At 38.7% G+C, this 24,343-nt stretch carries 27 protein-coding genes and 1 tRNA gene; 18 read left to right on the top strand and 10 right to left on the bottom strand.

Annotated elements, in window-relative coordinates; all coding sequences use genetic code 11:
• The first annotated feature begins 111 nt into the window (after positions 1–111).
• Genes BMW98_RS03115 through BMW98_RS03095 form a run of 6 tightly spaced genes read left to right on the top strand, consistent with a single transcriptional unit; the run spans position 112 to position 4,769 of the window.
• Positions 112–540 (top strand): single-stranded DNA-binding protein, encoded by a 429-nt coding sequence (locus BMW98_RS03115; RefSeq protein WP_090256924.1) that lies wholly within the window; start codon positions 112–114, stop codon positions 538–540.
• Between the two features lie 59 nt (positions 541–599).
• A complete protein-coding gene (locus tag BMW98_RS03110) occupies positions 600–2,417 on the top strand; it encodes a ParB/RepB/Spo0J family partition protein (RefSeq protein ID WP_090256923.1) in 1,818 nt (605 codons plus the stop codon).
• Positions 2,418–2,477: 60 nt separating this feature from the next.
• Complete coding sequence (locus BMW98_RS03105) at positions 2,478–3,392, top strand: ArdC family protein (protein WP_090256922.1); 915 nt, start codon at positions 2,478–2,480, stop codon at positions 3,390–3,392.
• A complete protein-coding gene (locus tag BMW98_RS03100; protein ID WP_090256921.1) occupies positions 3,389–4,123 on the top strand; it encodes an N-6 DNA methylase in 735 nt (244 codons plus the stop codon). Before BMW98_RS03105 ends, BMW98_RS03100 begins: the two co-directional genes overlap by 4 nt.
• Positions 4,124–4,144: 21 nt before the next feature.
• Complete coding sequence (locus BMW98_RS20375) at positions 4,145–4,312, top strand: hypothetical protein (RefSeq protein ID WP_162844663.1); 168 nt, start codon at positions 4,145–4,147, stop codon at positions 4,310–4,312.
• Complete coding sequence (locus BMW98_RS03095; RefSeq protein WP_090256920.1) at positions 4,296–4,769, top strand: JAB domain-containing protein; 474 nt, start codon at positions 4,296–4,298, stop codon at positions 4,767–4,769. The genes BMW98_RS20375 and BMW98_RS03095 overlap by 17 nt, the downstream gene beginning before the upstream one ends.
• A 7-nt stretch (positions 4,770–4,776) precedes the next feature.
• Here the strand turns inward: BMW98_RS03095 and BMW98_RS03090 are convergent, their stop codons facing one another.
• Complete coding sequence (locus tag BMW98_RS03090) at positions 4,777–7,452, bottom strand: SIR2 family protein (RefSeq protein WP_162844662.1); 2,676 nt, start codon at positions 7,450–7,452, stop codon at positions 4,777–4,779.
• A gap of 82 nt (positions 7,453–7,534) precedes the next feature.
• Here BMW98_RS03090 and BMW98_RS03085 point away from each other — a divergent pair, with 82 nt between their 5' ends.
• Complete coding sequence (locus BMW98_RS03085; RefSeq protein ID WP_090256918.1) at positions 7,535–8,287, top strand: hypothetical protein; 753 nt, start codon at positions 7,535–7,537, stop codon at positions 8,285–8,287.
• A gap of 196 nt (positions 8,288–8,483) precedes the next feature.
• On the opposite strand, the gene BMW98_RS03080 is transcribed toward BMW98_RS03085, so the two are convergent.
• Positions 8,484–8,855, bottom strand: a complete 372-nt coding sequence (locus BMW98_RS03080; protein WP_139177374.1) for a hypothetical protein — start codon at positions 8,853–8,855, stop codon at positions 8,484–8,486.
• 120 nt (positions 8,856–8,975) lie between these two features.
• On the opposite strand from BMW98_RS03080, the gene BMW98_RS03075 reads away from it, so the two are divergent.
• Positions 8,976–9,236 (top strand): pyocin activator PrtN family protein, encoded by a 261-nt coding sequence (locus tag BMW98_RS03075; protein WP_090256916.1) that lies wholly within the window; start codon positions 8,976–8,978, stop codon positions 9,234–9,236.
• Here BMW98_RS03075 and BMW98_RS03070 read toward each other — a convergent pair.
• The gene (locus BMW98_RS03070) at positions 9,223–10,284 is read right to left on the bottom strand and encodes a tyrosine-type recombinase/integrase (RefSeq protein WP_090256915.1); all 1,062 of its coding nucleotides are present in this window, start codon (positions 10,282–10,284) and stop codon (positions 9,223–9,225) included. The genes BMW98_RS03075 and BMW98_RS03070 overlap by 14 nt on opposite strands.
• A gap of 553 nt (positions 10,285–10,837) precedes the next feature.
• Here BMW98_RS03070 and BMW98_RS03065 point away from each other — a divergent pair.
• The 4 genes from BMW98_RS03065 to BMW98_RS03050 all read left to right on the top strand — a co-directional run bounded on the left by BMW98_RS03065 (position 10,838) and on the right by BMW98_RS03050 (position 15,419).
• The gene (locus tag BMW98_RS03065) at positions 10,838–11,917 is read left to right on the top strand and encodes a hypothetical protein (RefSeq protein WP_090256914.1); all 1,080 of its coding nucleotides are present in this window, start codon (positions 10,838–10,840) and stop codon (positions 11,915–11,917) included.
• A gap of 150 nt (positions 11,918–12,067) precedes the next feature.
• Entirely contained in the window at positions 12,068–12,520 is a 453-nt protein-coding gene (locus tag BMW98_RS03060; protein WP_090256913.1) for a three component ABC system middle component, read from the top strand.
• Entirely contained in the window at positions 12,517–14,379 is a 1,863-nt protein-coding gene (locus BMW98_RS03055) for a DUF3732 domain-containing protein (RefSeq protein WP_090256912.1), read from the top strand. The genes BMW98_RS03060 and BMW98_RS03055 overlap by 4 nt, the downstream gene beginning before the upstream one ends.
• Before the next feature lie 2 nt (positions 14,380–14,381).
• A complete protein-coding gene (locus tag BMW98_RS03050) occupies positions 14,382–15,419 on the top strand; it encodes a nucleoid-associated protein (protein ID WP_090256911.1) in 1,038 nt (345 codons plus the stop codon).
• 16 nt (positions 15,420–15,435) lie between these two features.
• Here BMW98_RS03050 and BMW98_RS20735 read toward each other — a convergent pair whose 3' ends face one another.
• Genes BMW98_RS20735 through BMW98_RS20370 form a run of 4 tightly spaced genes read right to left on the bottom strand, consistent with a single transcriptional unit; the run spans position 15,436 to position 17,965 of the window.
• Entirely contained in the window at positions 15,436–15,858 is a 423-nt protein-coding gene (locus BMW98_RS20735; RefSeq protein ID WP_090256910.1) for a type II CBASS E2 protein, read from the bottom strand.
• A complete protein-coding gene (locus tag BMW98_RS03040) occupies positions 15,842–17,017 on the bottom strand; it encodes a nucleotidyltransferase domain-containing protein (protein WP_090256909.1) in 1,176 nt (391 codons plus the stop codon). The genes BMW98_RS20735 and BMW98_RS03040 overlap by 17 nt, the downstream gene beginning before the upstream one ends.
• 2 nt (positions 17,018–17,019) lie before the next feature.
• A complete protein-coding gene (locus tag BMW98_RS03035) occupies positions 17,020–17,784 on the bottom strand; it encodes an SMODS-associated NUDIX domain-containing protein (protein WP_121505220.1) in 765 nt (254 codons plus the stop codon).
• Between the two features lie 7 nt (positions 17,785–17,791).
• Complete coding sequence (locus tag BMW98_RS20370; RefSeq protein ID WP_090256907.1) at positions 17,792–17,965, bottom strand: hypothetical protein; 174 nt, start codon at positions 17,963–17,965, stop codon at positions 17,792–17,794.
• A gap of 135 nt (positions 17,966–18,100) precedes the next feature.
• On the opposite strand from BMW98_RS20370, the gene BMW98_RS03025 reads away from it, so the two are divergent.
• From BMW98_RS03025 to BMW98_RS03010, 4 genes are read left to right on the top strand one after another with little or no spacing between them, the layout of a single operon-like run.
• Positions 18,101–18,688 carry a hypothetical protein gene (locus BMW98_RS03025; protein WP_090256906.1) on the top strand — a complete coding sequence of 196 codons (588 nt, stop codon included), beginning with the start codon at positions 18,101–18,103 and terminating at the stop codon, positions 18,686–18,688.
• The gene (locus tag BMW98_RS03020) at positions 18,681–19,091 is read left to right on the top strand and encodes a hypothetical protein (protein ID WP_090256905.1); all 411 of its coding nucleotides are present in this window, start codon (positions 18,681–18,683) and stop codon (positions 19,089–19,091) included. The genes BMW98_RS03025 and BMW98_RS03020 overlap by 8 nt, the downstream gene beginning before the upstream one ends.
• 6 nt (positions 19,092–19,097) lie before the next feature.
• Positions 19,098–19,874, top strand: a complete 777-nt coding sequence (locus BMW98_RS03015) for an ImmA/IrrE family metallo-endopeptidase (protein WP_090256904.1) — start codon at positions 19,098–19,100, stop codon at positions 19,872–19,874.
• 30 nt (positions 19,875–19,904) lie between these two features.
• Positions 19,905–20,330, top strand: coding sequence for a hypothetical protein (locus BMW98_RS03010; RefSeq protein WP_090256903.1), 426 nt, complete (start codon positions 19,905–19,907; stop codon positions 20,328–20,330).
• Between the two features lie 192 nt (positions 20,331–20,522).
• On the opposite strand, the gene BMW98_RS03005 is transcribed toward BMW98_RS03010, so the two are convergent.
• Positions 20,523–21,734, bottom strand: coding sequence for a site-specific integrase (locus tag BMW98_RS03005; RefSeq protein WP_090256902.1), 1,212 nt, complete (start codon positions 21,732–21,734; stop codon positions 20,523–20,525).
• A 107-nt stretch (positions 21,735–21,841) separates the two neighbouring features.
• Here BMW98_RS03005 and BMW98_RS20365 point away from each other — a divergent pair.
• Together BMW98_RS20365 and BMW98_RS03000 are read left to right on the top strand one after the other, a co-directional pair.
• Positions 21,842–21,931, top strand: a tRNA-Leu gene (locus BMW98_RS20365).
• A gap of 53 nt (positions 21,932–21,984) precedes the next feature.
• Positions 21,985–22,206: a GIY-YIG nuclease family protein gene (locus BMW98_RS03000; RefSeq protein ID WP_090256901.1), complete on the top strand. Its 222-nt coding sequence runs from the start codon at positions 21,985–21,987 to the stop codon at positions 22,204–22,206.
• 160 nt (positions 22,207–22,366) lie between these two features.
• Here the strand turns inward: BMW98_RS03000 and BMW98_RS02995 are convergent, their stop codons facing one another.
• Entirely contained in the window at positions 22,367–22,975 is a 609-nt protein-coding gene (locus BMW98_RS02995; RefSeq protein WP_090256900.1) for a YkgJ family cysteine cluster protein, read from the bottom strand.
• A gap of 77 nt (positions 22,976–23,052) precedes the next feature.
• Positions 23,053–24,294 (bottom strand): purple acid phosphatase family protein, encoded by a 1,242-nt coding sequence (locus tag BMW98_RS02990; RefSeq protein ID WP_090256899.1) that lies wholly within the window; start codon positions 24,292–24,294, stop codon positions 23,053–23,055.
• Between the last annotated feature and the right edge of the window lie 49 nt (positions 24,295–24,343).

Below are 24,343 nucleotides of genomic sequence, written 5' to 3'. Positions count from 1 at the left end.
TCCAGGCCTTGTCCCTTGCTCACCCCCTGTTCGCCACATGGCAGGGGTTATGGCGACCCCATAACCCTTTTACCAAAGGGATTTTTAACCAACGACATAAAGGAGAAAAACATGTCAAACACTGAAACCAACGAAAAACAATCACTAGAAAACCTTTTTGCGGATACCAACATCAGCATGAAGTCAGGCCACCTTGTAAAAGATGCCGAACTGATCGGTGATGGAAAATTTGCCAAGTTCAGAATTGCAACAAACAAGGAGTTTTTGGACACAGAAGGCAAAGTTCGAAATATGGCCAACTATTTCAATATTATAGTCTCAAGCAATCTCAAGGATGCTTTTGCCATAGCACAGAGCCTCAAGAAAGGTGATTGGGTCTATATCAAAGGTGAAGACAGCTCACGCTCCATCGACACCGTTGAAGGCTACAAGGATACGGGCGTCACCACATTTGCCTATAAAGTGGTTTTGAAGAAAGAGAAAACCGAACAAGTTCCTGATGAAGGCGAAGCCTCAGAAGCTAATCCACAACCAGCCTAAACCTAAAAGGGAAAGTCATTTTAATGGCTTTCCCTCTTTTTTGAAGAAAGGAAAATCAAATGCAACAACAAACCCCCTTGAACAAACTACAAGTAGCACCGGAAAACTCGCGCAAAACCAATGTCACCGCAAGGCAAGAAGAACTAAAAGCCTCTATCAAAGCTTATGGACTGCTACAGCCCTTGTTGGTCAGGCCTGCGGATCAAAAAGGGCATTTTTTTGTGGTGGACGGGCAAAGAAGACTTTTGGCACTGAAAGCCCTCGCAAAAGACAAGGTCCTGAAACCCACAATTTCGGTCAAGTGTGAGCAGATTGACCCCGAAATAGCGCAGGAACTTTCATTGACTGCCAATGTCCAAACACAGGCCATGCACCCCGCAGACCAGTTTGATGCATTTTTTGAGATGAGCCAAAAGAACATTTCTATTCGCGATATATCGGCACGTTTCGGAATTTCAGAAAAAACGGTCAAACAAAGGTTGAAACTGGCCAGCGTTTCGCCACAATTTCTTGCACAGTACCGCGAAGGGGAAATGTCGCTTGAACAACTGGAGGCCTTTACCCTGAGTGAAGATCAGGAAAAGCAAGAAACCGTTTGGTCACAATTGAACGACTGGCAGAAAAACCCACATCAAATCAAGGCCATGTTGACCGAAAAAAAGGTCAGCTCCAGTGACCACCGTGTCAGGTTCATCACCCTCGAAGCCTATAAAAAGGCTGGCGGCCATATGGAGGCGGATTTGTTTTCCGAAGACATTTATCTCTCAAACCTAGAGCTTATCGAAAAGCTTGTCAGCGATAAAGTCTCCAAAACCGCCAAAGCAGTGGAAGCTGAGGGATGGGGCTTTGTTGAGGTTTCATCAAAATATGAATATGACTTCGTACAGCAATATAACCGTATCTGGCCTGAACCAGTTGAATTGGGAGATAAGGATGCTGAAAGGCTCAAGGCCGTTGAAGACGAAATCGAGCGCCTTCAAGATATGTACAACGAAGCTGACGCTGACAATCAAGACGGGCTTGATGAAAAGTTGGACACCCTTGAAATCGAGAAGGAGCAACTCGAAGAGAAAAAAGAGGCTTATACCAAAGAACAAAAGGCAAATGCCGGAGCTTATGTGTCTTATCGTCATGGTGAAATCTTTATCACACGCGGACTTGTTGAGGCCTCCGCCCCGACCAGCGCCAACAAGAAAGAGGCAAGACCGAAAAAGGAAATTTCAGAGCGTTTGCTTGAACGCCTGACAGCCCACAAAACACTTGCCTTGCAGGACGTCTTGAGCAATTCACCACAGATTGGCTTTGACCTCATGCTGTGCGAAATGGTGAAAAACACTTTTCAGGACAATTTGGGGCAGAGCGGCTCATGCTTTCACCTCCGAATGGATTCGGCAAGCCTTCCACGTGATGATGAAAGCCTGAAAGACAGTTTTGCGACCGCAAACAGGCAAAAAGCCTTTGAAAAATGGGCTTCGATCCTCAGGACCGATAATGGGGCTGTGCTCTATGAAGCCGTTTCTTCTATGAAACAAGAGCAGAAAATGAAGTTGCTGGCCTTTTGCTTTGCGGGTTGCCTTGATGTGGTCATTCCCCCAAAGGCACATTTTACCCAAAGCCGACAGGACACGGTCAATTGGCTGGCCGATCTTCTTAAACTGGATATGACACAATACTGGAAACCGACCGCGGCACTTTATTTTAACCATATCGCCAAGGACAACATTTTGAATGCTGTCAAGGATGTGAAAGGCGTGAAGGTAGCCGACACACTCAAAAAGCTCAAAAAAAGTGAACTGGCCAAAGAGGCAGAAAACAGGCTCGAAAACAGCGGTTGGTTGCCCACCCCCTTACAGGTAGGCCTTTACGAGCCGGAATGATCAACCGAACCAAGGAGGGCAAGCTTTGCCCTCCTCTTTTCCCGAAAGGAACAATACACCATGCCCCGTGAAGCCCCCAGAACTGATATTCACCAGAAAGTCACAGATCAAATCATAAGCCTACTCGATCAGGTTGACTTGAACAATTATCAGCCACCCTTTGCGAGCCTTGCCGCAAAAGGTTTACCGGTAAACCCAACCACAAAAAATCACTACCAAGGGATCAATATCCTAAACCTTTGGTTTAACCAACAAGCCAAGCAGTTCAGTTCGAACCATTGGGCGAGTTTCAAGCAATGGAAGGACAAAGGCGCGAATGTCAAGAAAGGGGAGAAAGGCACACAGATCATTTTTTACAAAAGTCTGATCAAAACAGAAGAGAACAGCAAAGGCGAAACTGAGACCCATAAAATCCCGATGCTCAGGCTATACACCGTTTTCAATGCCAATCAGGTCGAGAATATTGAGCCGGACACGACTCCAGCGGATATTCAGACTGATAATGTTGAGCACATATCCTTAGTCGATGAGTTTTGCAAAGGCACAGGGGCAGACATTCGCCACGGTGGAGACGAAGCCTATTTCAGCCCGATGGAAGACTATATCCAGATGCCTGAGACACGGCTTTTTCTGGATAGCGAGCAATCCACCGCCACAGAAAACTACTATTCCACCCTCCTCCACGAACTGACCCATTGGACAGGAGCAAAGCATAGACTTGAGCGCGACTTGGCTCACAACCAAAAGGAGCGCGAAAAATATGCCTTTGAAGAACTGGTTGCCGAACTCGGTGCCGCCTTCCTCTGTGCACATCATGGCATTGCTCAAAGCCATCCCCCCAATCATGCCCTTTACATCAAGAGTTGGTTGAAAGCCTTGAAGGATGACAAAACATTCATCTTCAAAGCATCTGCACAAGCAGCCAAAGCCGTTGATTATCTCGATAAACTGGTCATGGGAGAAACCCAACCATGACCGATTACTTTAATGAATTGACCAAGCAAATGAACCAATTGGGCAGAAGGTATGATTTAGCACGTGTTTTCAACGACCTTTTGACCATGGGGATCTGCTCATATCATTCCACCAACATCAAAAGCCGGTTGCAGGAAAAGGACGAGGTGAATGAACGCCTCTACCTTGAAACGATCAAGCCCTACAAAAAAGAAGAGCTTGAAGAATTCACCAAGGCCTTAAGCCTTATACAACTGAATGTCTATGAAAATCAATATTCCGATATTCTAGGAGAATTCTTCATGCAGCAGATAACAAGAGGCCAGAACGGGCAGTATTTCACGCCCGAGCCTGTGTGCGACATGATGGCAAAAATAAACCTTGAAGGCATTGAGGGCGAAGGCAAAAGGATTCAAGACCCTGCCTGCGGATCAGGTCGCATGCTTTTGAGTGCGGCCAAGATTAACCACCGCAATTATTTCTACGGTGCAGACAATTCAAGCACCTGCGCAAAAATGGCAACCCTGAATTTCTTTCTTAACGGGCTAAAGGGTGAAGTCGCATGGATGAACTCTTTAAGCATGGAGTGGTTTGGAGGCTGGCATATCAACATGAATGGGCTTGGCATCACACCCATTGAAAAGGAACAATCTCAACTCTGGCTTGAGCCCCCGAAAATCAAGACACCTGAATTTGACAAAAAAGTTCAGGCCAAGACCACAGAGCCACCCCATCAGCTCACACTTTTCTAAATCAAAACGAAAGGAAAATGAATGAAAACCTACATCGCCAAGGCTGAAATGTGCACTTACCTACAGGTCAAAATCATAGCCAACTCGGAGGAGGAAGCCTATCAAAAAGCAAAGGAGCTGTGCGGTAGCAAATTCACAGAAATTGAAGGTACCGGAAACTGGGAGGTCTACAATGTCGAAGAAGAATAAGTTCGAATTGTCCAACAAGTTCGAAGAAGTGAAGCTTGTGTATCGAAATAAAACCCGAGCAAGTGAACGACCAAAAATTGATTGTGCAGAAAGTGCTTACAAAATATTGCGAGCTCATTGGGATGATGATCAGATCTCATTGGTCGAGGAAGCAAAGGTTATGTTTCTCGATAATCAGTTAAGAATGATGTCAATAGCAACAGTCTCAAAAGGAGGTATGTCAGGCACAGTGATCGACCTTAGGATCGTATTTGCTACCGCCCTCAAAAGGAGGAGCTCAACAATTATCCTTGCCCATAACCATCCTTCGGGCCTTTTAAGGCCGAGTAGTGCCGATATTTCCCTCACCAGGAAATTCCATGAAGCCGGTCGCATATTGGAAATCACTCTTGCCGACCACCTTATTGTCAGTGAAGAAGGCTATTACTCTATGGCAAATGAAGGGTTAATTCATTAATCACAGTCTACAACCAACAATTCCAATTTTCTTTTGTTTCTATCCGATTGTTTTTACTTAGCTCCTCTACTTGAGACTTAAAAAGGTTCAATACAAACTTTATATTACTCGGCTCATTTAAATAAACCGGATCAATTTCCTGTGAAAGCCCCCATTTATAGTAATAAATAGCCTGAAAATCGTCATTCACTGATTTTTGAGTAAACTTTCCGTTATCCATAGAGGCAAAAATGGTCATATGATGGTTATGTTGCTCTACGGGTGAATACAATATTCTCAAATGATTCTTAATCCACTCGTCATTATTTTTGTCTTTGAAGAAATCAGAATCGACCTGCTCGAAATTATGTCTCGTTATCTGCATCTGAGCTTTGTAAAGCTCAGAATTTTCGTCAGTGCTCGATTTTGATTTTCCTTTTCGATTCTCCTGAGCAATTAAAAAAACGATAGCCTGAGGATTGTTCTCTTTGATTAAGGGTAGGAATTTAGCCACTCTTAAGCCATAATCTGCCACAACCGCAATATGCGTTAATCTATGCTTCGTAATTGCCAAATAGTAAGTGGCGTTGATTGACAGCTCCGTTGGCAATAGGTCTACGACACTATACTTCTCGAAAATATGATATCGAGCACTGCGATACTCTGATTTGATTTTAGCATTATCTGAAAAAAATAGGTTTCGGAATGCACTTTTCAAACCTTGAACACATATTGCTCCCTGCTGGAAAGTATCATCCGTCATGTGACTAAAATATTTTTTTAGAGTAACTGAAAACCCTTTTTTACTTTGTAAATAGTAGTCTACTACCTTGTCAATTACGGTTTGTATATCCTCTGATTTCTCATTGAGCCTAGGTAAAAACCTAGTGCTAAATTTATTTTGTGGGTTTCTAGGAAAGAAGTCTAAAGAATTTAGTAATTCGTTGAATGTCTTTGGCTTCTTTTTTTCTTCGGTACTTAGTTCATAATATTTTGAATAAAGGAGACCTACATAACCATCCATCAATGAGAAAGAGTTAACCTTTCCATGATTAGTCGCGGCAATTATTAAAACCTCAATTAAAACTCTATCCTTATAGTAGTCTGACCTATGAAAATAGGATGGGAGTTTTATCTTGTTAAAATCAGAAAATGATCTGCCTTTAAGATCGTAATTGTTTGCGACACATCTAAATAGCTTATTCCCAAAGATTTTAGATATTATGAGATGCCGATATATTCCTCTTGGTTTGAATTCATTGTTGAAAAATTGACTTATTTGATCAAATAGAGATAAGAATATTGTATCAAGGCTATTATAAAAATCTTTAGAATGAAAGTCCCTTGAAATTTCCAACTCCCCATCTTCTGGAATGTGTGATTCATGTGGTATTCCTACATAACGAGGGCAATAAGTATCCAACAAATGATCTTTTGATTGTTTGTGTCTTTCGTGAGACGGTACAAAAATATCAAACAGGTCTTCTTTCTTCCTTATATCAACCTCAAACAAATCATCATCATCATCTTTGTTGTGATAGAAAAAATTGAAGATTTGAGAATCAGCATTTAATGTTTCACTAAGTATTTCATTGAATTCAATACTTTTTAGTTCGAATCCAACCGTTATCAGATTAATTTTTTTCTTAGGTTTTTCACTAGACGTTTTTAGAAAGTCTGTGATCATTATCCTCATATCAGAAGGTAGCTCATGATATTGATCCTTAGTAAACCGTAAACTACTTTTATGGCTAGCTGTTCCATGTGGTTTAATGTAAAGCGGTTGCCTTAATCGCCCATCCTTAACTAAGTCTTTTAACGGCTTACAATCACCATCAGACAAGACTTTATCATAACTATTAGCTCCAATTTCTTCATCAAGGATTTCGTCTAATAGCTCATCAAAATTAAAGTTTATAATTGCATCGATAAACCTATGCTTAAGCAAATGAGCCACAAGGTGATAAAAAAGGGTTGGGCCATTTGAACACTGATATAATTTTTGGATTGCATCTCGAACTTGAGATAATGGAATAATCTCAGCTAAAATGCTTAAAGAAGTTTCGAAATCAATAGCTTGCTCTTTGTCATACTCTGATTTCATAAGTCGAGCTTTTCTGACCTCAGAGTAATATTTTTGACCTAGACTATTGAGGTAACTGTTTTCATTCCAAAGCTCTCGAATTATGTGGTCGTTAAGTGTTTTGTTATCTAGCTCAGAAGATAATTCCTTATTAATCACATTTAGATTTTTACTCTTCTTCGCCTCTTCTCGGGTGTTACTATCTATTCCGTGCCAGCACTTATAGAATTTTAGAAAGTAATTAAGGTTTAAGGATTCTTTAATCGGCTCACCAGAATTTTTACGACGCCGTTTTGGGTGAATTATTTGGTCAGTAATTATTATTCTTTTTTCGATTTCTTCCTGAGCATCACTTGCTAAATACAGATCTGAAAATGCGTTTTGAGAAGCTCCCGCACCGATCACGAGAATATTTCTTGTTTTCCCCAAATGGTCTTTGACTCCTTCCGGGGTCTGAATACGGTTCAATTTTTTTGTGAAAACATCTTCTCGAAGCTTGGCCTCTTCAATTTTAAATTTCGATTTGCGATTGTTACAAATATCTAATGAAGTGCCATAAAAGTGATTAAGTGCTAATTGAGAAGCTAAATACTCTAAGCTCTTGTGCGGAAAGTAATTCATATCGTATAGTTTATCACTTGACATATTAACACCCCTTGTGATTAATATCAATTTTTAATCCATCAATAGGGAGTATTATGAAGTGCCTAAAATTCTTGAAGAATTTGAAAACTCAAGTTCAAATGACAAGTTTGAAGGACTTAACCAATACATCGCAAAACTCTCTAAAAAGGGAGAATATGCGATTAATGCATGCTATATAATTGCCTTGCACGATCTGTGTAAAGATCTTCCTAAAGAGCATTTACAACATCAAGAACTCATTGATATCGTACCAAGGTTGGCAGTTAATTTTTTCAGCTTCTTCAGAAGCCACCTTCCTATAGACACCCTTGCAGGAAAGTCTGAAATCTTTGAAAAGAGGTGCTTGGCCGGAGATTTTAACTGGAGACCTGAAAAATTTATTGAGATCATAGAAATGTTTGATCCAAAGTCGATCTTCAAAATACTGACCGAACTTAAAAACGCTAATACTCTACTATCCTTGAATTGCTCAACCAGCTACAAGTATTGGGGTCAACGTGAAGATGAAATGGAAGGTGATATAGATAAACTTATCGGGAAAATGTCACCTGAAGATCAATATACCTTTATTCGAGAGAATGTGTCCGTTGTATTAGAGCAATTAATAGGTAAAGACTTCATTGACGGACCGATACTTAGCCGCTACCGAGGCTTGGTGAAAGATTTTAAATGTCATTTAGATGATAAGAATTACTTGGACAGGTTGCTGGGCAACAAGTTTTACTCTAAACAGAATCCACACTTAAAATGGCTTAAGCTCTACGATGATGAAAAGTACAAAGAAGCGTGGGATTTAGAGTTTGGACTCTAAAAATCTTACCTGCTAAGAAAATCTTCGGATCTGAAGAGGTGCAAATAAATAACAAGTTATTAAGCTCAACTCGTGAAATGTGAGTCATCAATGAGCTCCCATAGAACGGTTCATAGACTGTATACTGCACCAATTGCAAAATGAGAACCGCATTACTTTTCTACACACAGACATCACGTCTAAGACGATCAATCGCTTAGAAGAATATTGGATCAGATATCGTAAGTGAGTCGGTACATCCTTCAATTTTCTTTTCCATCTCATTGTAAAAGGCATCGTCAAACTCTTTCAACATATCCTTCAATCTGTATGCGTCTGCTTTACTATTTTCATTGCTAGCATCAGAATTCAAAACGGTTGTTTGAAATAATTTTGAGCTTAATTGAATTTCGATCTTCTTACCTTCACAGAAAAAACTGCTTATCGAATTGTGGAATTTCAAAAGGTATTCATCTTTAACTATAGGACTTTTATCTGCTGATATTTGCTTATTTTCATAGGTAAACCTTCTCCTACCTCTCCACTCTACGATAACTTCTTGAATGGCTTTTAATGCTTCTTTATTCATGGAATTTTGATTTTGTTTATTCCTAAGATACTTTGTACCATCATTAGAACAAATTATGTACATCTCATTGACCCAAATTAGATTTAGGAGTATAATCCTAACAGTGAAAATGAGGTATGAATGAATAAAATTGAAATGATGCTATTAATGAAATTTGAGTCGCCTGTAATACCATTAGACAAAATATGCTATGATTATTTTGGTTGTAACAAAAACACAGCGAAGCAAAGGGCTAAATCAGGCACACTCCCTATCCCTGCCTTCAGGCTTGGTAAATCTCAAAAGCTCCCATGGATGATAAATATTCAAGACTTGGCTTACTTCATTGAAGAAAACTCTAATGAAGCGAAGAATGAATGGGTTGGAGTTATTTCAGAGTAAGTCGGTCTGGGTTAAGGTCTGTATAAATTCGCCAAAGAGTATTCAAATCCTTGTGGCCGGTGACCTGAGCAACTTGATCGACAGAATAACCTAATTCAAATAGCCTAGATGCTCCCTCTCTTCTCAAATCATGATAACGCAAGTCGGAAATTTTCAGATCATTTCTTACTCTCTGAAATCCAGCCGTTACTGAACGAGAATTATAAGGAAAAATTCTGTTATCCTTTTCATTTCTCTTTTGCCTCACTACGATCTTAAGAGCATCCCCTAAAAGAGGTACTTTCATATGATTGCCGATTTTCTTCCTAGGGTCCTTTCTATTGCGCACCCAAACCCAACTTTCATCAACATTCAAGTCTTCCCACACAATCGAACATACCTCAGATATTCTCATGCATGATAGAATTGAGAAATCCAGAATATCTGTGAAGGGTATAGACGAATAGGTGTGCCCCTGCCTTACGGCCAATCCTTTTCTGAGCTTTTGAAGCTCATTATTTGACGGCCTTCTTGTTCTAATATTTGACTTCCCAATTAATCCCAGAATTCGTAGGGTTGGCATTGCCTCTACGATTGAAGAGGCATTAACATCTATTTCATATAGCGCCTTTGCAGATTTCAAAACTGCTCTTATATGGCTTATGTCACATGCAATGGTAGCCGGAGATGCGCCACCCGATTTTCTTTCCTTACAAAAATCCACGATATGCTTTGGCTTAAGATTTGAAAGCTTTGTGCTCGCTATATTAAATTCCTTAATTGCTTCTAAAGAGTATCTTTTAGAACGCCCCATACCTATGTGTTCATCAGATAGATATTTTTCCAATAAGTCTCTAAGAAGTAATAAGGATGTATGATTGTTTGAGAAATCTTGACCTTGGGAAATGCTCTTTTCAATCAGATTAACCTGAAGCTTTCCCCATGCTTTTGCGGATGCTTTATTTTTAAAGGTCTTGTTTTTGGATTTACGCTCATCACTTTCCGGCTGAACCCACCTAACCTGACAACAATATTTACCATTTCGAGGAGAAACACTAAAGTACGGCACTAGCTAATATTCCTTCGGTTATTACACTGCCTACTGTAGGCAATATGTAGGCAAATTGTCAAGAAAATGTACTAAAATGTGTGAAAATGTATGAAAACGGATAAGAACAAAAAAGCTCAAAAAACCCAGTATTCAAGCACTTTAGTAGGAAACATTAAGAACAAGCACATTTCCGTTGCGCCGATGATGGATTGGACAAGTTCTGCAAATAACCTATTGAAATAAAACAATTCTGAAAAAGCTGTAGGCAATATGTTGGCAAAACTCATCCATCATATAGATTGAGTTACACTGTGGGGGCCTAGTTACAATTTACATATTAACTGAAAAGTAACTGTCCTACACATCCTTAAGTTTGTTGTTTAAATTCTTTAAACTGCAACATTTGTTCTTGGACTTCTTTCAAGTTCGATTAAAATTATTGAAATTATGTCTTGAATGCTGGGGTTCTCTAGCATGTTTGAGGTTGGGGTTGAGTTTTATGAAACCCTTCGATTTGGTTATGTGAATTGAAGCTAAACCCTTTCGGGATTATCGCATGCAAAACAATTAAATGACGAATACACAATCAATACAAAAACAACATACCGCTGCGGCACAGGGAATAGGGTTTGATTATCAGTTTTACTTATTTATGTATCTATCACTTGAACTTCGTTATGGCCAAAAAATTGGTTTTGAAGTCAAGGATGATATTCACATAGATCTTCCTGATGGGAGTACAATTCTATTCCAAGCCAAACACACAGTGCTAACAGGCTCGTACGATAAATCACAAAACCTTACTGAATTAGACGTAGACTTATGGAAGACTATAAGCAATTGGGTTGATTTTATAAAGTCTAGTGATGACCACGAAAAGTTCTTAAACTCTCACAATTTTGTTTTAATCACGAATAAAAGCGATGGAAACAATAATTTTATCACTTCCTTACTTCAATTCAAAAATGATGAGAATCTAGAAGTGCTAGTTAATTTTCTTAAAGAGCTATTAGGCAAAACAGAGAATAGCACAATCAAAAAGAACATAAAGAACATCTTGAGTCTAGGTAAACGAAAAATGAAACGCTTCTTTAAGAAGCTAACTATTGATACTGAAGTCGATAATATTACCGAAAGAGTCAAACAACAAATATGGGGTAAATGCAATCAAGCTGAGCTTGTTGATCCAATTTTTGAAAAATTATCCTCAAACATGCATGAGGCAAAATACTTGGGTATTAAGGGTCGCAAACAGTTTGAAATTACTTTCGATGATTTTTCAAAAAGATTTGGAAGGTGTTTTCGACCAGCGTTTCAAGATAAACCACTGCCTAAAAGAGAACTTCGTATTCACTTAACTGAGGATTTAGAGAGCCAAACTTTCATTAAACAGCTATTGGATATTGGTGAGGTAAAAAGTGGATCTAAATATATCGAGGAGTATACTGCAAAAATGCTCAAGACACTTAATCATTTTTCATACTGGGTAGACGAAAACTTTGTTTTACCTACGGAAATGGATGACTTCAGAAAGAATAGTATTGAAATCTGGGCTAATGAATTTAAAGCGAAATATAGGCGGATTGAGCGTAAACTTGAAACCGGGGCTTCACTTGGAGACTTGGAATCTGAAATTAGAGACTTAGGTTAGCGACCTAATTGATAGCTTGCGAAAAGAAGACCTTCAAATTTCTGAATTCCCCAATCTTGGAATTGAGTTTAGCAACGGTCATTTCTATGCGTTATCCGACAAATTAGAAATAGGTTGGCACTTTGATTGGGAAAGAAAATATCAAAAAACATGAAAGAAGTATATTACACATACAATAACGAAGCTCTATCTAGCTGTATATTCTTATCTGTTCTTAGTAAAACTGACAAACTAGAAATGGGTATCGCACCTCTAATATTACCATTGCTTTTGGACGATAGAAGCGTAAATTATATAAATAACGTGGAGGACAGTGAAATATCGTTGAATATCTTGATTGAGCAACAACCTAGATTGTTCACTTCATTTAATCAAAGGTTCTTGTCTTTACTCCCTGTCATGATCAATTCACTCATGATTCTTAAGCAAAGTGGTCAAATAGAAATTGGAACACATATAGAAGCCCGTAACAGTATCTTACTTAAGGATGATAATTTGGGAGAGAGGTATACGAAAATTGAAAAGGCCATACCTGCGGTTCTTTATATGTTTAGCCTACTTAGTATTTCTGAATTATATAGCCTCTTAAAAATACAATTATGAGATTCGTCCTTCATGAGATAAAATTATGGTTTCAGAATGGTGATGATCCAAAGAGTTACAAGTTTTTAGCTGATAGAGTTAATGTAATTACAGGTGATGCAACAACTGGTAAAACGAGTTTCTGGAGTATAATTGACTATTGTCTCCTTTCTGGCAAGGTTAATATAGCAAATACCATTTATGAAAAAGTCGAATGGTTTGGCATACACCTTAGTGTCGATGATAAGGAAGTTTCTATTGCCCGAAAAAGCCCAAAGAGAGGCACTGTAGCAGCAGATGTATTTTTCGATTCTAAGGCACTTCCTGAGACCCCAGAGGTAAATAGTACTATACCTGAAATAAAGACATTCCTAGATGCTGAATTTGGTATCGATGATTCACTGCGATTCCCCTTCGGCAAGGATTTGGGACAGTCATCATTCAATATTTCCTATAGGCACTTTCTTCTTTTCAACTCTTTAACCGAAACCGTTATAGGTGCCCCTGAAACGTATTTTGATACAACGTTCTATGGGAAGACTGAATATGATGATGCCCTGACCCACATATTTAATTTAATTATTGGGGTGAATGATATGGCAATTATCAAAGCCAAGGAAAGACTTGTGGAAATTGAAGCTGAATTGAAGAAAATCCAGAGACAACAAAACAAAAATGTTAGAAAACAGAAATCATTCGAAAGCTCTGTATTAGCCCTCTTTAATAGATGCAAACAATATAATTTTATTGAATACACTACCTCCTTTAGAGACCCAGAATGGGCAATATCATTCATGAATGATATTGTAAGCACAAATAAAGAAGTAATTCAGAATTCTAATTTGTTTGAGGAGATAGAAAATTTGGATAAAAGACGAATTCAGATTCAAAGTGAAGTCAACTCAATTGACCGGTATCAAAGGGAGCTTAAATCATACTACAGGAACCTAAAAAAATCTTCTGATAGTCTTCAACCCATTGAATTTTTAAACTCTAAACTCTCTGATCAACTTGTTGATTCTTATGAGACAAGAGTGTTCGTAGACACTCTGGAAGAATCTCTTCAAAAAATTAAGGCCAGTCTATCAAGGAAGGTTACTCCTTCACCGGAACCATCAGGTAATTTAGCTGAACTTAAGAAAGAGTTGGAGGACGTTACAAAAAGGTTGGCTGAACTTCTTGAAATAAGGAAAGACTACTTCTCAAGAGGAGAGAAGTTTATGATTCTTGGCGAAATTAAACATGCTCTTCAAAATCTACCTCTTTACGACCCAAAACCCATAGATGAAGTACAACTTAATAACTTGAACGAAGAAAAAGGTCAGCTTGAAAAAATCCCTGCTGAATCCTCTCAAATTAAGCACAACATGAGGTCTATGTTAAATGAGAGTATCCAAAGAAATTTCAATTTATTGAATTCTCTTCCAGCTTATCAAAATAGCCGAATTGATTTCAATCCAGAGAGAATGATTCTACAGTTGTATCCAGAAGGACAACTGTTCCCTCTAGATAATGTGGGAAGTAAATCAAATTATATGTTCATGCATCTTTGTGTCTACTTGGGTCTCCATGAGCATATGATTAACATTGAGCAAACTCATGTACCGCAGTTTCTCTTTATTGATCAGCCTAGCATTCCATATTATACAGGTGATAATGACAAAGGAAATGATGATAAAACAAAATTGCTTGATGCCTTCAAATTACTAAACACCTTTCTGGAATATATAATAGTGGATAAGCAGGATCATTTTCAAATTTTTATGGTAGAACATGCTCCAAGAGACTACTGGGAAAATAATGATTTACAATACTTCCATACCGTTGATGAATTTATTAATGGAAAAGGCTTAATTCCAAATAATGTATATAGCAGTTGATTATGCATGTCTTTAGACCTGGAGAATTTCAAAAATTCATCGTTCATCATATTGGAAATAAAAGTAACGGGGACGGGGCACGCTTTTCCGAGACCCTCACTGACACTTCGCGCATTAATGGTTGCTTAAACCAATTGATCGAAAGTAATTTCAAATCGGAGGAACTCTATCAATTTCACTTTATTCATGATGTGGAATTGAACCCCATGAATCATTTTGCGAGTTTAGTCTTTCAGAATTCGGACTCATTTATTGAGCAATCCAAGAATATTGGCAGACTCCTTTATGACAAAAGTACTCACCCACAAATTAAGGGTGGTGAACTGTGTCTGTTCTATTTAAAGGATTGTCAACTTAATGATGATATAGTTGACTGTATTGGTTTATTCAAGTCCGAAACAAAGGACACAGTCCTAAAAATTGATGTTACAAATGACGGATATGGCTTGACTGACGTCAAAGGCATAAATACTCGAAAAATCGACAAAGGCTGCCTTATTTTTAATACTGAAAGCCAAAATGGTTATTTAATTTCGCTTATAGACAATACAAATCGAAACACTGAAGCTCAATATTGGAAGGATGATTTTTTGGGCATTCAAAACAAGAAAAACGAATACCATTATACCAACCAGTTTTTAGGCTTAACCAAACAGTTTGTTACCAAGGAACTTTCTGGAGACAATGGAATAGAAAAGGCAGATCAGATCAATTATTTAAATCGTTCAGTAGAATATTTCAAGAATCATGAGTGTTTTGACAAAACTGAATTCGAAAATCAAGTCTTTCAGAATGCAGATGTAATTGAATCATTCAACAAGTTTGACCAAATCTACCGAGAACAAAATGAAGTTACTTTTTCCAATGAATTTGGCATCTCAAAACAAGCCGTCAAGAAACAAGCTCGTTCATTTAAGAGTGTTCTAAAGCTTGATAAAAATTTTCACATATACATTCATGGTAACAGAGATATGATTGAACAGGGAGTAGATTCAAAAGGAAGGAAATACTATAAAATCTACTATGACGAAGAGAGCTAAAAAACATAAAAAAAGCCTAATGCTTTATCTCCTTACCGAGCCAAACGCCGTATTTTTTCCACTGTTCATAAAATACGATCCATTCCGATATCCAGGGAATCATTTCAAATAGGTTAATCTTTTTGAAAGCAATTTGATCGATCAGCGGATGATAAAGACATAGAGAAAGGTCATAATAGAGATGAATATCTCTATGAAATTTTATTTTATAGTCATTTATATAAATCCTATCGTATCTAAATTTATTAAATGGAGAGTATGATATTAAAATTTCATAATTCTTACCATTTACATCTAAAATGCCCTTCCCTATTAAAGATTTTCTATCTGAACTAATCATTAACCTCAACCAATCAAAGTGCTGTTCTGCTAGAAACTTTTGAAAGCTTAAGAACAAATGGCAATTGTTCTGGTGTTCTTTTCTAATACTCTCCTCCATAGCTGTGATGGGTCCCATTTTTAACACCTCTCTCCCTATTAATTTGTCCATTAGAATCTGTATATGCCATGCCTCCGTTTATGAGACTACTGGATTTTGTAAGAACATCATCCGTACTTTTTGAGAAACTCATGAACTGTTCATTTAATGATTTCTTGTAGACCCCTTCTCCAAAAAGCTCGATATAGTCGTTCTTACTGGTTTCAAAGGAACCTTTTAACTTCTGCCATTTTGAATAAAGGTGTGTAATAAAGCGATTGAAGCTTTCATAGTGTTTATTTGTCCAGGAGTCCGTAAAGTCCTCATCCTTGTTAACTGGATTAAGAACTTTGAACCTGTGACCACTCCTTATTGAATCAGTATAGCTGCCCGTCACTCTTGTAAGAATATGATCCATCGCATCAAAAATTGAGCTTTCACCTTGATAGAATCTGGCAGCTAAAGTGGTAATAACTATACTGGATACCCTATAATCTCGATTCTCATAATAGATATCTCTATACCTCTTTAACAGCTGAACCACACGTTGAAGAGGTGTTTTCATATAAAGCTCTTGAGGGAGTGGCTCTGTATCAATCTGGGCTTCCAAAAGGACATCAGCATACCTTTTCAACATTGGTTCCTCTACTGAGTTAGCAATATTTAAGAACCATTTAGCGAAGCCCTTTGGATTCCCTGACGACCAATTCTTAAGGGCCTTTTCGGGAATTTTAATTATTTCCTTTTCAAAAGCATTTGGCATACAGGCAGGTAGAATGTCCATATGAAAGTCTCCCTTGTAGTTTAACCTGATACAACGTGTTTTCTTCTCCATAATCTCCTTATAATAGGAGTCCTTTTGCAGTGCTTTTACAAGCGCGTTGTATATTTCTTCTGGGGAATGATTGAAATACGGATCATAAATGTGTAATACTGTATCTAAATCAAAATCTTCATTGTTGATTGGCTTTACGGTTGCTTCTATACGCTTTGATCCCTGTGCATAAATTTCAATTTGGAATCCATCAAAAAACTCTTCATCGCTCTCAAGTAGTTTCGACACAGCGTTGTAAGCGGAATCCATTCTATCTAAACGAGTTTGGTCAAGTTGTAGCTCTTGAGCAATTCTTGCTAAGAGTTCTTCCCGTTGTAGATCATAATTCTTAAATATATCTATCATGGTTAAAAGCTTTGATTGATTAATAACTTAGCATGTTGTCCGATGCGAGCAATTTGTTTACCGCCTGCCATAAGCCGTAGCTGTTCTATGTCGTCACAACTCACCACAGCATATCCTTTTGTGATATCTAGTTCTTGATTAGCTAACTCTATTAAGGATAGTTTTTGTGCTTCATCAGGAATCATCTCAAAAATGTCATAAGTCAAAATCTCATAACAACTGAAGTAATCGCTCCATGACAGCGTTTTAGAAAACCGTCTAATATGTTTAAAGTCAAAGTGCGAAAAAGTTTTAGAGTCAAGAATACCTGTCTCCAATAGCTCCTCATTAAATTCACGCTTTGGGTTTTCTTCTCTTTCCCTACGGCTTTCAAACCAGTTAAGTACTTCACTAGCATATCGGCCTTCAACGGAAAATCTTAGGTCTGATGAGCTTTTTTCATCAACATCTAATCCGTTTCGCGAGCTGTCGGGTTTATATCCCCAATTATTAAACAGACTATCATCTCCATAGCGTTTATAGGCCCCTCCGACTGGCTGCAATTGATTCTCAATTCTCCTGTTAAAAACAAGCAGGTATTTGTTTGTACCAGGAATTTGTATCTTGAAAAGACCGCTCATTGAGAAACGAATACTCATGTTTTTGTACTTACCAAACTTTGTCTTCCTCAGCAGGTTAATGTGATTGCGATTTTCCCATACGACAGCGGCTCCCCTGGATAGGAGCGGTTTTGCTGCAGTAAGTAATATTGTCGAAGCTACTCCCATAATCTGTTTAGTTTTCTTTTCGAACCCCTTTGAAGGGAGTCCCATCCTTTTTTCCATCCATAAACTTGCCAGTGCCGGTATCTCTTTTAGTCCACTGTCCTGTTTTTGGGTTAAGGGTCTGAGACCTACCTCTCACTTGCCCTTTTCTGGCGTTATCGCCATATGGTTTATTTGTTGCCATTGTCGCTATTTTTTCTTTCTTTAAAGTTTAATCGAAATCATGTTTTGACCTCTACTATCTAATGCTGACCATTTAAAAAAATTTACAAGACAGTTTGTGTTTTTTTTAACGTTCTCAGCATTTGTTATTGAAAGGATGGAAGTATCCAACAATATAATATCAAAAAATGGCCTTCAGGAGGCTGCTCAAAAGGAAGATTGGGAACAGCTTTGGATTAACCTTATTGCCTTCTCTATAAAGCGCCTGATTACTCGATATGGAATTAAAGGAAGTAAGGATGAATTGTTAGCACTAGCAGAAAAAAAGCTGAGTGAGGTCTTATCTCTTACACTTGTTGAAGGCACTCGAAATTGGAATACAGATGAATATCCAACATTCAAGGATTTCTTGGAGAGCGTCATAGATAGCCATATCAATAACTCATTTAGAAAGGCTTCACCAAAGGAAAGTCCGGATTTGGATATACCTGATGCCTCTAATGACCTGAGCCCCGAGGACTCAGTATTATATAAGGAGCTAAGAAGTGAAGCCTATGACTTCCTCCTTGAAAATGGTGCATCAGATGATGAACTGATGATATTTGAATGCATGGCAGACGGTATAATTAAACCTAAAGCCATTAGAAAGGATCTTGGTATGAGTGAAACTGACTTCCATAATGCTTGGAGACGATTGAAACCAAGAATTTTGAAATTAAGAAAGAAACTGTCCAGTCATGACTAAAAATTTAAGCATATCGCTTTTCGAAAAGTTTGATGAGCTATCGGCCAATGTAATTATGGAGGATTTAGATGCTGCAAAGGAATTCTTGGCTGAGTTGAAAATTGATTCTGAAAAAGTAAGTTTAAAAGGCGTAAATGAGATTAATAAAGCACTATTTCTTGCTAAAGCCAAGGCTAACCAGGCACGTGATACATCCCTTTTAGAGAAGTTGCGTTCTAAGATTAAAGAATCTATAGAACACAATGCCACTTTAGCTGGAGAAGTTTTAAAGAATACCTTGTCTGAAAGAAGAGCCTCATTTCAATTCAGAAATCTTGAAAAATGGTCAGATGACGAACTTCGGGAAGTATTAGGAGATGCAGATATAGCAAAGCTTTTAGAAGATTTAGAAGACCTAGAGTAAAGCACAATGGAATTAGGCCAAATTGCAGCTAGAAAGCTTATGAATCAGCACGGTCTTCAGGATTTGTCAGAAACTCCCTTAGAGCTTGTTGCTGCCGGTTTGGGGGCTACTGTCGTTGAAAAACCAATGAACTCTGCAGACGGAAGAATTGTTTTTGGTAACCGTAAGACATTAATCACTATAAACTCAAACATAGAATTTTTAGGAAAAAAACGCTTTACATTAGGACACGAAATTGGACACCTTTGCATGCATAGGGATCATTTTTTAATGCACAACGATACAGATGCGACTCTAGAATACTTCAAGTCTGGTAATCAGGAGACAGAAGCTAATGAGTTTGCGTCCGAATTGATTATGCCGGAAGCAAAATTTAGAGAAATATCCGACCAGTATGAGTTCGGCCCTGATCTCTTAAGGTTTTTAGCAGACTATTTTAAGAGTAGTATTACTTCTGTAGCATACAGGTACTTCAAATACGGTAATCACCCTATTTGCCTTGTTTATAGTTTTGCTAACAAAGTAAAATATTGGATGCGTCCAGATAATTATGACCACTTCATAAAAGACTGTAGGAATTTAACCCCACCGTCAGACTCTGTGGCAGCAGAGTATTTTAATAATGGTATAATTTATAGTAAGAATGAGAGTCAACAAGAGGTTTGGAAGTCAACTTGGTTTGAGTTGAAAAATTGGGAAAATGATTCTGACTTCTCTTTTTATGAATATTGCATTGTAACTCCAAAATACAATACGGTTCTTAGTGTTATATGGGAAGAATGAATACCCCACTATTTAATATTCTAAATTAGCATGGAGAGTAAAAATATCGGCTTATCAGGAACCGGGAACAGCCCCGAACATCAGCTTTTAATTGCTGATTTAGTTACTTTCTTGAACAATCGCCTTGCAAATAATAAGAGGTATAAGAATATAGTTGCGACTCCAGAGACACCATACTCTGGTAAAGTGCCAGATTTACTAATATGGAATAGGCGTAAAGGCATAGATAGTACTTCAATAATAATTGAAATTTGTTGGGACTCAGAGCTGGAGAAGGACAAAGCGAAAGTACTCAATCTAATATCCAATAATTTAGGTATCGTAGAGGCTTTTGTGATAACATTTGATACTCTTCAGTGTTACAAGGTTTGGAGAAAAAAGGATGGTAAGGTTTCAAGATTCCAGCGAAGAACCACAATTACATCGCTGAATTCAGATTTTAGTAAGATTCTGTAGGGTTTGGGGTTCCTGAAATGGGATAATGAAAGTCGTCAACTTAAAAAATTTCAAGCCTAAAGTAGAACCCGTATTGAGGTTGCCAACAGGACAAGCATAAAGCCAGACAGCTTATCAAGAAATCGTTGCAACCTTTTTTAGGTCTAATGTTGCTTTGTAAGTGCTGGGTAAGATTAGTCTGTTTTCTTTCTTTTAGAATTCCACTGTTTGATTCAACGCTTCATCTGCATCTTTGTGTTTAAAATTCGATTGATACCCTATCGTGGTTGTAACAACCGTATGTCTATAGAGTTTTTGAAGCATTTGAATAGGTATACGGTCGCCTGAAATATTGCCGAACGTATGTCTAGCTATATGCATTTTCAGTGGTTTTGTTAAGCCAATTTCCTTGGCAATATTCTTCAAGTGTGTATTGAACTTCCTGTCTGCATTCTTAATTCTCTTTTGAGTTAAATCTCGATCACGCAAATCTGTCATTCTTAACTCGGGAAAAATTGTCGGCGAGATGTCGTTGCTTCCGGGTTCGTAAAGGTTAATTACCTGAATAGCTTTGGGTGGTAGCTTCAAAGAGTCTGCTTTATTATTTTTTCCCATGGAATAATAGAGCCTCCCATTTTCCACATCAGTCCACTTGATTCTTAGAGCATCTGATACTCTCATTCCTGCCAAATAGAAGCAAAATAACCATACATTCTTAGCATGCCATGCAGGACTGCCTGTTTTAAGTGATAAGCCCTCAAGTTGCTTAACTTCTTCTTCATCTAAACCAAGCTTCGTGGTTTCGGGGAATTTTATAACAATTTTACCTTTCCCAAAGGGATAGTATTTTCTATCAACTAAACCATCGGTAATGGCTCTATTATACAAGGTTCGGATGGGGATTAAGTGGTTTATTATAGTTCTATCAGAGACTTTTCTAGTTGAGGATAAATAAGCTTGATACTTCCTTAATAAACTCTCATTTATCTCACGGAAGGTGATGTCGCCTTTGTTGAATTCTCGAAAGCGGTTGATTAGTGGCGTTTCTGCAGAAACTCTATTGTGTTTTCCTTGAAGCTTGAGTTCGTGTAAATAAATTTCAGAAAGCTTAAAGAATGATTTGCTTCCATAGTTGCCTTTAACCTGTTCTTTAATGGTTTTTGCCGAACTAAATGGTTGTGTTGTCTCTAGCTCTAGAAGGTTCTCATTTGCCGCAGATATTTTTTTAGCTAGCAAATTATTTAAGCGCCTTGAGTTTGGGTGCGACTTCTTAACCCTTTTTAGTTTTTCATCCCAATGTTTTTCGAGTACATATTGACCGGTGTAGATATAGGAGGACTTTCTTTCTTTGGTTACCCTAACTGCTAGAGGGTACTCCCCCTGTTTATTTGGTTTTTTTCGAAGAACTGCAACTATTGAGGCCATGAGATAACTTAGGTGTTTTTAATGGGTACAACATAGGTACAACATTTCTCGGTTTTACTCAAATTCATACATATCAAAGTGTACTAATTATAGCTATTAAGCACTATATAGAGCTATTTTGAACTGTATGGAACTGAATAACGCAAGACTTAAAATCTTGTGAGCATCTGCTCGTGCGGGTTCAAGTCCCGCCTCTGGTACATTAAAGCCTTCTTGAGAAATCGAGGAGGCTTTTTTGTTATATTCCCATGTGTTTTGGGTTTATGCTATTTCAAGTATTCGTAGAAATTATATCTATGTTGGTTTAACATCAGATTTAGACGGTAGAATTGATAGACACAACAAAGGGTATGAAAGAACAACAAAGCCTTACGCCCCTTTCAAACTGATTTATTCAGAGACGCATTCGACTAGAGCTGAGGCTAGAAAAAGAGAAAAGTATTTTAAATCGGGAGTTGGTAAAGAGTTTTAATCTAAAATCTTGTGAGCATCTGCTCGTGCGGGCCTGCCTACCGTGGGAAGGCCTGTCTACCGACAGGTAGATTCAAGTCCCGCCCCTGCCTTTGCCGGCAGGCAGGTCTGGTACATTAAAGCCCCTTTTTAGGGGCTTTTTTGTTTTTATTCCCTTGTGCTTAAGCCACCTTTCTTCCTTTCAGTGGAGGCCTTCTTCTATACGCATAATGAGCCAATACATATTCCAGCGCCTTTTTAATTGCATCGTTTATAGGGAGTCTTTGAGTGCCTAACTCAGGATCGATAGACCGTAGCCTAAAGTAGTAGTCGCTCATAAATGGCGGGTTCTCTCCCTTGGTTATGGCAGCATCTACTGCTGCTACTTTTTCGGCTTGGCTTAGTTTAATGGTCCTGCAGGTAACAAACTTTGGGTTGCCCAGTTTGTCCCTCATTGCGGCATAACCGAAAAGGCGGCAAATTAAGCCGCGGTAGTTGTATTGGTCGCAAGTTCCCTTGTCGAGGCTCAGGGCTTTTGGCCGAAACAAGCTGCAGTACGGTCCCGTGTTTTGTGTAAGCTCAATGTAAAAGCCTTCTATTCGTTTGGTTAAGAATAGGTCCAAAGCCAATGGAAGAAACTCTAGGGGACTGGCCTCAATATCGGGGTTTAAGCAGCATTTGCCGCAGCCTGCCAAGCATTGAATTTGTGAACGATTCTGAAAGATCTTGATTTCACTATCGAGTACAGCAAAAACCTTTTCCACCGCCCTCACTTTGCGCACTACCGACATAAAAAGCGCGCAAATATAGAAGAGGGGTTTGCTTTTTGATTCAGCCGTGAGCCGAATAATTTTCGGTTTAAACGTGCTTAGTTCTTCTCAATACTAAACCTATCTACCACCTGATTACCCTCTGTAGTAATGGCCGTTCCGGTGAGTACTTTGCCATTTACATCGAGCTTTAGAAAGGCCCAATCGTGCGTGTAGGCCGCTACAAGATTTGGGTAGTCGCAGTTTTCAGGACTTGGCTCCCATGGAGTTGGGTCGGAGCCAATGCCGCGCAATTTACCTCCGCTACCCACGGTTATGCTCACGAAACCAGTTGGGTTAGAATAAATGGAATCTTGCAGCACTTGTTCCATCGTTGGGCCGTTGGCGTTCATTGGTCTAAGCCTTTCATAGGTGTGGGCATGGCCATTCAAAACTAGGTCAACATCGTATTCATCGAATAGCGTGTAAAGGCTTACCACAGCTTCGTAATCGTCTTTATAGGTGCAAGACCTGCCATTGTGGTGGAGGAAAACCACGCGCCATTCAGCCGACTCGGGAATATTGGCAAGATCTTCTTTCAGCCATTCTACTTGTTTGTCATAATCATGCATTTCGCCATTCTTGGTGTCTAGTGCAGTAAAATGAACGTTTCCGTAATCGAAGCTATAGTAATGCTCGTTACCCGGTAGCTTCCACTCCTTCATGTAGTTTTGTTGCGGCTCATGCCAGTCGTGATTTCCCAAAACGGTGAAAACAGGCACATACGGGAACACCGAACCGAAGTACTGAAAAAGATTTTCATCATACACTTCGCTTTTTCCATCAGGGTAAATAATGTCGCCAAGTAACAGGCCAAACCTTAGGGAATCGACAAAAGGAGCCAGTGCTTCGCCCAGTTTATCTGGTGTTCCGCCATCATCTACCGGCTCGCCAATATCACCCACGGCAAAGAAGGAAAACACCGAATCGGTGGCAGACACGGGAGAAGTAAAGTGATAAGGAGACTTGTTTAGTGGGCTTTCGTGGTCTGTAAAAACCGAGTATTCATAAATGGTGTTTGGCTTGAGTTGCTTTAAAACAACCTCATTTTCTATCAGGTTGGTGTTGGTTTTTCGAGTCAAGCCTTTTGCTGTTTGCCAGTTGTTTTTGCCTTTTACCCTGTAATCAACACGCGCTTCTTGCCCAATGTTGGTTCTCCATAAAATGGATACGCTATCGGCAATAGCGCTTTGTAAATAGGGTTTTCTAACCAGCTCAGGCAACACTTCACTTTCCTTTTTAGGGGAACAAGAACAAAATAGAATTAGAAGGAGACAGAAAGAAATCGCAAGTCTTTTCATGAGGTTGAAGCCAAAAGTTGAAATTCAAAGCTAGTGGCTACAATGCGTT

The sequence above is a fragment of the Roseivirga pacifica genome (assembly GCF_900111145.1).
GTDB lineage: Bacteria > Bacteroidota > Bacteroidia > Cytophagales > Cyclobacteriaceae > Roseivirga > Roseivirga pacifica.
This window is presented reverse-complemented; position numbering and strand designations above follow the sequence as displayed.

Bases quoted from the DNA above. Each gene is read 5' to 3' on its own strand.
- BMW98_RS03115 (WP_090256924.1), top strand. From the start codon at position 112: ATGTCAAACACTGAAACCAACGAAAAACAATCACTAGAAAACCTTTTT.
- BMW98_RS03110 (WP_090256923.1), top strand. From the start codon at position 600: ATGCAACAACAAACCCCCTTGAACAAACTACAAGTAGCACCGGAAAAC.
- BMW98_RS03105 (WP_090256922.1), top strand. From the start codon at position 2,478: ATGCCCCGTGAAGCCCCCAGAACTGATATTCACCAGAAAGTCACAGAT.
- BMW98_RS03100 (WP_090256921.1), top strand. From the start codon at position 3,389: ATGACCGATTACTTTAATGAATTGACCAAGCAAATGAACCAATTGGGC.
- BMW98_RS20375 (WP_162844663.1), top strand. From the start codon at position 4,145: ATGAAAACCTACATCGCCAAGGCTGAAATGTGCACTTACCTACAGGTC.
- BMW98_RS03095 (WP_090256920.1), top strand. From the start codon at position 4,296: ATGTCGAAGAAGAATAAGTTCGAATTGTCCAACAAGTTCGAAGAAGTG.
- BMW98_RS03090 (WP_162844662.1), bottom strand. From the start codon at position 7,452: ATGAATTACTTTCCGCACAAGAGCTTAGAGTATTTAGCTTCTCAATTA.
- BMW98_RS03080 (WP_139177374.1), bottom strand. From the start codon at position 8,855: ATGAATAAAGAAGCATTAAAAGCCATTCAAGAAGTTATCGTAGAGTGG.
- BMW98_RS03075 (WP_090256916.1), top strand. From the start codon at position 8,976: ATGAATAAAATTGAAATGATGCTATTAATGAAATTTGAGTCGCCTGTA.
- BMW98_RS03065 (WP_090256914.1), top strand. From the start codon at position 10,838: ATGACGAATACACAATCAATACAAAAACAACATACCGCTGCGGCACAG.
- BMW98_RS03060 (WP_090256913.1), top strand. From the start codon at position 12,068: ATGAAAGAAGTATATTACACATACAATAACGAAGCTCTATCTAGCTGT.
- BMW98_RS03055 (WP_090256912.1), top strand. From the start codon at position 12,517: ATGAGATTCGTCCTTCATGAGATAAAATTATGGTTTCAGAATGGTGAT.
- BMW98_RS03050 (WP_090256911.1), top strand. From the start codon at position 14,382: ATGCATGTCTTTAGACCTGGAGAATTTCAAAAATTCATCGTTCATCAT.
- BMW98_RS20735 (WP_090256910.1), bottom strand. From the start codon at position 15,858: ATGGAGGAGAGTATTAGAAAAGAACACCAGAACAATTGCCATTTGTTC.
- BMW98_RS03040 (WP_090256909.1), bottom strand. From the start codon at position 17,017: ATGATAGATATATTTAAGAATTATGATCTACAACGGGAAGAACTCTTA.
- BMW98_RS03035 (WP_121505220.1), bottom strand. From the start codon at position 17,784: ATGGGAGTAGCTTCGACAATATTACTTACTGCAGCAAAACCGCTCCTA.
- BMW98_RS20370 (WP_090256907.1), bottom strand. From the start codon at position 17,965: ATGGCAACAAATAAACCATATGGCGATAACGCCAGAAAAGGGCAAGTG.
- BMW98_RS03025 (WP_090256906.1), top strand. From the start codon at position 18,101: ATGGAAGTATCCAACAATATAATATCAAAAAATGGCCTTCAGGAGGCT.
- BMW98_RS03020 (WP_090256905.1), top strand. From the start codon at position 18,681: ATGACTAAAAATTTAAGCATATCGCTTTTCGAAAAGTTTGATGAGCTA.
- BMW98_RS03015 (WP_090256904.1), top strand. From the start codon at position 19,098: ATGGAATTAGGCCAAATTGCAGCTAGAAAGCTTATGAATCAGCACGGT.
- BMW98_RS03010 (WP_090256903.1), top strand. From the start codon at position 19,905: ATGGAGAGTAAAAATATCGGCTTATCAGGAACCGGGAACAGCCCCGAA.
- BMW98_RS03005 (WP_090256902.1), bottom strand. From the start codon at position 21,734: ATGGCCTCAATAGTTGCAGTTCTTCGAAAAAAACCAAATAAACAGGGG.
- BMW98_RS02995 (WP_090256900.1), bottom strand. From the start codon at position 22,975: ATGTCGGTAGTGCGCAAAGTGAGGGCGGTGGAAAAGGTTTTTGCTGTA.
- BMW98_RS02990 (WP_090256899.1), bottom strand. From the start codon at position 24,294: ATGAAAAGACTTGCGATTTCTTTCTGTCTCCTTCTAATTCTATTTTGT.